This window comes from Microbispora hainanensis, assembly GCF_006874475.1.
GTDB classification, from domain to species: Bacteria; Actinomycetota; Actinomycetes; order Streptosporangiales; family Streptosporangiaceae; genus Microbispora; species Microbispora hainanensis.
In genome coordinates this window covers 273,210-279,649 of sequence record NZ_VIRM01000004.1, presented here as the reverse complement: position 1 = coordinate 279,649, position 6,440 = coordinate 273,210, and the positions used below count along the sequence as shown (strand labels likewise).

The 6,440-nt window shown below is 69.7% G+C and carries 6 protein-coding genes; 2 read left to right on the top strand and 4 right to left on the bottom strand.

What is annotated here, in order from left to right; genetic code table 11:
• Positions 1-315 precede the first annotated feature (315 nt).
• From FLX08_RS05570 to FLX08_RS05560, 3 genes are read right to left on the bottom strand one after another with little or no spacing between them, the layout of a single operon-like run.
• Positions 316-1,524 carry a ketosynthase chain-length factor gene (locus FLX08_RS05570; protein WP_142617085.1) on the bottom strand — a complete coding sequence of 403 codons (1,209 nt, stop codon included), beginning with the start codon at positions 1,522-1,524 and terminating at the stop codon, positions 316-318.
• A 4-nt stretch (positions 1,525-1,528) separates the two neighbouring features.
• The gene (locus FLX08_RS05565) at positions 1,529-2,788 is read right to left on the bottom strand and encodes a beta-ketoacyl-[acyl-carrier-protein] synthase family protein (protein WP_142617084.1); all 1,260 of its coding nucleotides are present in this window, start codon (positions 2,786-2,788) and stop codon (positions 1,529-1,531) included.
• Complete coding sequence (locus FLX08_RS05560) at positions 2,785-3,222, bottom strand: cupin domain-containing protein (protein ID WP_142617083.1); 438 nt, start codon at positions 3,220-3,222, stop codon at positions 2,785-2,787. Before FLX08_RS05560 ends, FLX08_RS05565 begins: the two co-directional genes overlap by 4 nt.
• Positions 3,223-3,389: 167 nt before the next feature.
• Here FLX08_RS05560 and FLX08_RS05555 point away from each other — a divergent pair, with 167 nt between their 5' ends.
• Positions 3,390-4,550, top strand: a complete 1,161-nt coding sequence (locus tag FLX08_RS05555; RefSeq protein ID WP_142617082.1) for a sensor histidine kinase — start codon at positions 3,390-3,392, stop codon at positions 4,548-4,550.
• Positions 4,547-5,212, top strand: a complete 666-nt coding sequence (locus FLX08_RS05550; RefSeq protein ID WP_142617081.1) for a response regulator — start codon at positions 4,547-4,549, stop codon at positions 5,210-5,212. The genes FLX08_RS05555 and FLX08_RS05550 overlap by 4 nt, the downstream gene beginning before the upstream one ends.
• Positions 5,213-5,214: 2 nt before the next feature.
• Here FLX08_RS05550 and FLX08_RS05545 read toward each other — a convergent pair whose 3' ends face one another.
• Positions 5,215-6,426, bottom strand: coding sequence for a cytochrome P450 (locus FLX08_RS05545; RefSeq protein ID WP_142617080.1), 1,212 nt, complete (start codon positions 6,424-6,426; stop codon positions 5,215-5,217).
• Positions 6,427-6,440: the final 14 nt, after the last annotated feature.

Genomic DNA, 6,440 nt, shown 5'->3' with positions numbered 1-6,440 from the left:
CCTCGATCAGCGTCTCGACTGGCACGACGCGGTTGGCTCTAAGCAGGAGAACAGCCAGGACCCGGAGAACTTTTGGTGGTGTCGGTGTGCAATGGCGACCATCCTGGAGCACTTCGAGCGTGCCGAGCACCTTGAACTTGAGCATACCTCACCTATCTCAGGAAGGGTGTTCGAAGCGGGCTTTATAGTTTGTCCACCTTTCAACAAGAGGGGATTACCTAATTGTAAGGGGGACATAAGAGGGCACGGAAGTGATATATGTTGTTTGGACAAAAATACATCTTAATGCAACCTATGTCCCGTTTTGCGTATGTGTTACCGCCCCAGGACGAGTGCGGAGTTGAACCCCCCGTGGCCCCGGGCGACCACCAGCGCAGTGCGCAGGCGCAATTCCCGTGGTTCGTCGCCGACCAGATCGAGACCGAGAGTTCGATCGAGTTCGACCACTCCCGCCGTCGGCGGGATCACCCCGTCACGCAGCGCCAGCAGAGCCGTGACCAGGTCGAGCGCGGCTCCTCCCGCGTACAGCCGCCCGGTCAACGTCTTTGGCGCCGTCACCGGGACGGCACGCGGTCCGAAGACCGCGCACAGGGCCTCGGCCTCCATGCGGTCCGCGGCCGGCACGCCCATGGCGTCGGCGAATACGACGTCTATCTCGCCTGGGCGCAACCCCGCGTCGGCCAGCGCGAGTTCGATCGCCCGCCGCAATCCCGGCGGCCTGCCCCGGCCCGGCGCAGGGTCGAAGGTCGCCGCATACCCGAGGACCTCTCCGTACCGATCGGCAGTACGCGCGCCGTCCTTCCCGTGCTCCATCACGAACATGGCTCCGCCCTCGCCGGGCACGTAGCCGCACGCGGACACGTCGAAAGGGATGTAGGCGCGCGCGGGGTCGGACACCGTGCTGAGTGCTCTGCTGGACAGCTGCGCGACCAGTCCGTAGGGGCACAGCGAGGCGTCCGTGCCGCCAACCAGGGCGAGCCTCGCCCCCGCCCGCAGCGTCCGCCTGGCCTGCCCGACCGCGTCCAGCCCGCCGGCCTGCTCCGTGGCGAGCGCGGCGCAGGGTCCGCGCATGCCGTGCCGGATGGAGATCTGCCCGGTCGTGGCCGCGTAGAACCAGGCGATGGACTGGTAGGCGCCGACGTGCTCGGGGCCCAGGCTCCACAACCCGGTCATCTCCCGCTGGCCGAACTCGGTGCCGCCCGACGAACTGGCTGTCACGACCGCCATCTCGTATTCGGGCAGCTCAGCCGGCACTGTCCCGGCGTCGGCCAGTGCGCTTTCCGCGGCGACAAGCCCCATGTGGGTCCAGTGATCCGTCTGCGTGGTCAGCCGACTGGACAGATGCTCCGTGGCGGCGAAGCCCTTCACCTCCCCCGCGATCCGCACCGGGTAGGCGGCCGGGTCGAACCTGGTGATGGGGCCGAGGCCGCTGCGGCCCTCCAGCGTCGCCGCCCAGTGTTCGTCGGCGGTGGTGCCGGTCGGCGCGACGACGCCGATCCCGGTCACGACAAGCGACTCCCGCATTCCTTCAGCTCCCCGCACGCGTCAAGATCATGGCGGTCTGGAAGCCGCCGAAGCCGCTACCGACGCTCAACACGGCGTCCATCGCATGGTCCCGTGCGGTCAGAGGCACGTAGTCGAGGTCACATTCGGGGTCGGGCGTGTGCAGGTTCGCCGTAGGCGGGACGACCCCGTGCTCCAGTGCCAGGGCGGAGGCCGCGACCTCGATCGCGCCGATGGCCCCCAAAGAGTGCCCGATCATCGATTTTATCGAGCTGACCGGGACCTCATAGGCCCGCGCACCGAGGCTGCGCTTGAAGGCCGCCGTCTCGTGTCGGTCGTTCTGCTTGGTGCCGGAGCCGTGCGCGTTGATGTAGTCCACGTCGCCGGGCTCGAGCCGCGCCTGGTCCAGCGCGGCCCTGATGGCCTCGGCCATCTCCCGGCCGTCCGGCTTCAGGCCGGTCATGTGGTAGGCGTTGCCCCGCGCGGCGTAACCCGCGATCTCGGCGTAGATGTGCGCGCCGCGCGCCCTGGCGGCGTCCAGGCCCTCCAGGACCAGCACGGCCGCGCCCTCGCCCAGCACGAAGCCGTCACGGTCGCGGTCGAACGGCCGTGAGGCGTGCTCGGGGTCGGCGACGTTGGGGCTGGTCGCCTTGATCGCGTCGAAGCACGCCACCGTGATCGGGGAGATCGGTGCGTCGGTCGCGCCGGCGACGGCCACGTCGACGGTTCCCTCGGCCACAAGCTGGGCACCGTATCCGACGGCGTCCAGGCCCGAGGTGCAGCCGTTGGACACGAGCTGAACCGGGCCCTCCGCCCCGCTCTCCCAGGCGACCTCGCAGGCGAGCGTGCTCGGAACCATGAATCCGTACAGATGCGGCATGCCGTACTCGTGGTCGACGAGCCACTGACGGCCGCTGTCGCTGAGCACTACATACTCCCGTTCCAGGGCCACGGTGCAGCCGACGGCGCTGCCCAGACTCACGCCGATGCGGGCCGGGTCCACCGCGTCGGTCTCCAGGCCGCTGTCCGCGAGCGCCTCCCTGGCCGAGACGACTGCGAACTGCGCGGCCCGGTCCATCCGCCGGACCTGCCGGGCGGTCAGTCCGGCGAGAGCCGGGTCGAAATCGACTTCGGCGGCGATGGGCGAGCGGTAGGCGCTCGCGTCGAAGGCCTGGATGAGCCGGGTGGCCGTGCGGCCCGCGGTGAGCTGCTCCCAGAAGTCCTTGGTTCCGATCCCGCCCGGGGTGACCACGCCTATCCCTGTGATGACGACCCGCCTGTTCACCGGCTGTTCCCGCCTACCTGCGGGCTCGGCGCTCCGGCCTGCGGCGGCTCCTCTGTGTCCACATGCCCGAGCTCCGGCCGGGGCGCCAGCGGTGCAAGGTGGAAGACGACCAGAGCCTCTTCGTCACTGGTGTTGACCAGCCTGTGCCTGGCCCCGATCGGTACGGCCAGCGCGTCGTCCGGTTCCAGGTCGACGACGTCCGTCTCCACCCGCATGGTCAGCCGGCCCCGCACCACGTAGAGGAACTCCTCGGAGTACGGGTGGTAGTGCTCCGAGACGTGCTCACCGGGTGCGAGGGTGAGGACACCCATGAATCCACTGGTCGTTCCCACCGTCTTCGGACTGAGCAGGACACGGATGTCTCCGCCCCTGCGCCGGTTCGGGCTGACCCCGGCTGCCGCGACCTTGGTGACGCGGACCTGCTCCACAGCCATCGGACTCCCCTCGTTGAACCTGGCTGATGTGCGCAGAACCAGGTTGGACATGCCGATTCGCACGAGACTGGTCGGCTCGTTGAGACGATGTCAGCTCCGGATCGAGAAGCTGTCCACGCCTCTTGGTCTCCTCCTCAAGAGACGCTGAGGTTCGTAGACTGACTGTCATGCCGCGCGCACTGTCCAAAGCAGCCGGTGACGATCTCGTGCTCGCGGCAGCGGTCGCCGCGGTGACCGTGGGGGCGACGGCCGCCATCGCGTGGTCCTCCCCCGCGGGGCGGCTACCCGACTGGGCCGCGTACCTGATCCTGATCGCCATGGCGGTGCCGTTGCCGGCCCGGCGCCGGGCGCCGGTGACCACGATGGTCGCCGTGCTGGCCGGTTCGCTGTGCTACCAGGCGTTCGACCTGCCGGGTGGGGCCTTCACGATTCCGCCGGCTGTCGCGCTGTTCACCGCGGTCAGCGCGGGACGCCGGATGGCGGCGGTGACCGCCATGGTGATTTGGGCCCTGGCCACGTACCTGCTCGGCACGCTCTGGGGACGCACCCCGGACGTGCAGGGGCTGGTGTGGCTCACGACCTGGCTCGGGCTCATCCTGGTCGGAGGAGAGGTCTCCCGCGACCGTCGCGAACGCCTGCTGGCTGAGCGGGAGCGCGCGGCGCAGGCCGAGCGGACCCGGGAGGAGGCGGCCTGGCGCAGGATCACGGAGGAACGACTGCGCATCGCGAGGGAACTGCACGACGTCCTCGCGCACAGCATCTCCGTCATCAACCTGCAGGCGGGAGTCTCCGAGCATTTGATCGAGCGCGACCCGGAGCAGGCCAGGGTCGCGCTCGGGGCCATCCGCAGGGCGAGCAAGGACGCCCTGGTCGAACTGCGCGGCATGCTCGGCGTGCTGCGGGGTGTGGACGACGAGGGGCGGCCGCTCCCGCCGGCCCCCGGCCTGAACCGCCTGAACGAGCTGGTCGATCGGGCGCGTGAAGCGCGGCTGGAGGTCTCGATGAGCCTGCCGGAGGAACAGCGTGAGCTGCCCGGCGGGGTCGATCTGACCGTCTACCGCATCGTCCAGGAATCGCTCACGAACGTGATACGCCACGCCCGCGCGCGGCGGGCCTGTGTGACGATCGACTTCGACGACCGCGACATCGTGGTGGAGGTCGTGGACGACGGCGCAGGCGTGCCCGCCGGTACGCCGATCAGCGAGGGCAACGGGATGGTGGGGATGAGGGAGCGGGTGTTGATCGCCGGCGGGGAGTTCTGCGCCGGACCGGCGGAGGGCAGGGGGTTCCGGGTGCGGGCGAGGATCCCGGCGGGGAGTGCGGCGTGATCAGGGTGTTGCTGGCGGACGATCAGCCGCTCATCAGGGCGGGCGTGCGTGCGTTGCTCGATTCCGAGCCGGACATCGAGGTCGTGGGTGAGGCCGTGGACGGCGACCAGGCCGTGGCCATGGCCGTCGAGCTGCGGCCCGATGTCGTGTTCATGGACGTCAGAATGCCGGAACTCGACGGCATCGAGGCCACCCGCAGGATCGCCGCCGATCCCCGGCTCGACGCCGTCCACGTGGTCATCCTGACGATGTTCGAGCTGGACGAGTACGTTTTCCGCGGGCTGCGCGCCGGAGCCTCCGGCTTCCTGGTCAAGGACACCGAACCGGCCCAGCTCCTCCAGGCCGTACGGGTGGTCGCGGCGGGCGACTCTTTGCTCAGCCCGAGTGTGACGCGGCGTCTGATCAGGGAGTACGCCGGCAGGACAGTGGACGGTCCGCCCCCTCCCGAGCTGAGCGTGCTGACCGAACGCGAGCGGGAGGTGGTCTCGCTGGTGGCGGCGGGACTGTCGAACGGGGAGATCGCCGAGCGGATGACGGTGAGCCCGGCGACGGCCAAGACCCACGTGAGCCGGGCCATGGTCAAGCTCTCGGCCCGCGACCGGGCCCAGCTCGTGGTCTTCGCGTTCGAGTCGGGCCTGGTGCGTCCGCGCCCCCGGTCCTGACCTCACCAGGTGACCGGCAACTCCGGAAGCCCGCGTATGAGGTGACCGCCCTGCGGGCGCAACTCGGTCAGGGGCACGGACAACCGCAGCCCCGGCAGGCGCCGCAGCGTCACGTCGAGCGCCACCTCAAGCTCGATCCGGGCCAGGCGCGCGCCGAGGCAGTAGTGGATGCCCAAGCCGAAGGTGAGATGTGGGCCGCCCTCGCGGCTCACGTCGAACCGGTGCGGATCGTCGAACACGTCGGGGTCGCGGTTCGCGGCCGAGATGGCCGGGAGCACCCCCTCGCCTGCCTTGATCGTGACCTCGCCCAGCCGCACGTCCTCGGTGGCCACACGGATGAGACCGCCGCCGGTCGTCAGCGCGTTGTAGCGCAGGAGTTCGTCCACGGCGGATGACAGCAGGCCGGGGCGTGCGCGTAGCAGCGAGAGCTGATCCGGGTGACGCAGCAGGCAGAGGAACGACAGGGCGATCTCGCTCGCCGTGCTCAAGAAGCCGCCCGTGAGCACGGTGGCGCCCATCATCACCAATTCCTCCTCGCTGAGGAGGCCGGCGGCGTCGCGGGCCTCGATGAGCTCGCTGAACAGGTCGTCGGACGGCTTGTCCCGCTTGACCGCGATGAGTTCCGCGAGGTAGCGCTTGAGGTCGGCCCGAGCCTGGGCGACCTGACTCGGTTCGAAGGTCGTCAGGCTCAGCAGCACGTCGACCCACCCGGCGATCCGCTCACGGTCCCCGGCCGGCACGCCGAGGAGTTCGCATATGACGGTGATCGGCAGCCGCCTCGCGAAGCCCGACACCAGATCCGCCGGCGGGCCCGTCTCGACCATCCGGTCGACGAGCAGATCCACCTCGCGCTCGATCACGGGTCGTAGCGCGGCCATGCGCCGGCTGCCGAAAGCCGGGGACACCAGCCGGCGCAGCCGGGTGTGCTCGGGCGGGTCCATGCTGAACACCGAGTTCGGATCGGGAGGGATCGGTTGCAGCCGCGGTGCGCCGGGACGCGTCGTCAACGCCCGGCTGAACCGGGCGTCGCTCAGCACCGTCCGATTGTCCGCATGGCGGGTTACCAGCCACGCCACGTCCCCGGTGGGGAGCGTAACCTGCGTCACCGGGCGGCCGGCCCGCAGCCGGTCGAATTCGGGCGCCGGCTCCCCCGGGCACGGGGAGGCGAACGGAAACCGCAGCCCCTTCGCCTGTTCGGTCTCTTGAGCGGTCATTGCTGACACTCCTG

What these genes read in the sequence shown, in the direction of transcription:
- FLX08_RS05545 (WP_142617080.1), bottom strand. Translation starts at nt 6,426, where the DNA reads ATGACCGCTCAAGAGACCGAACAGGCGAAGGGGCTGCGGTTTCCGTTC.
- FLX08_RS05555 (WP_142617082.1), top strand. Translation starts at nt 3,390, where the DNA reads ATGCCGCGCGCACTGTCCAAAGCAGCCGGTGACGATCTCGTGCTCGCG.
- FLX08_RS05570 (WP_142617085.1), bottom strand. Translation starts at nt 1,524, where the DNA reads ATGCGGGAGTCGCTTGTCGTGACCGGGATCGGCGTCGTCGCGCCGACC.
- FLX08_RS05560 (WP_142617083.1), bottom strand. Translation starts at nt 3,222, where the DNA reads ATGGCTGTGGAGCAGGTCCGCGTCACCAAGGTCGCGGCAGCCGGGGTC.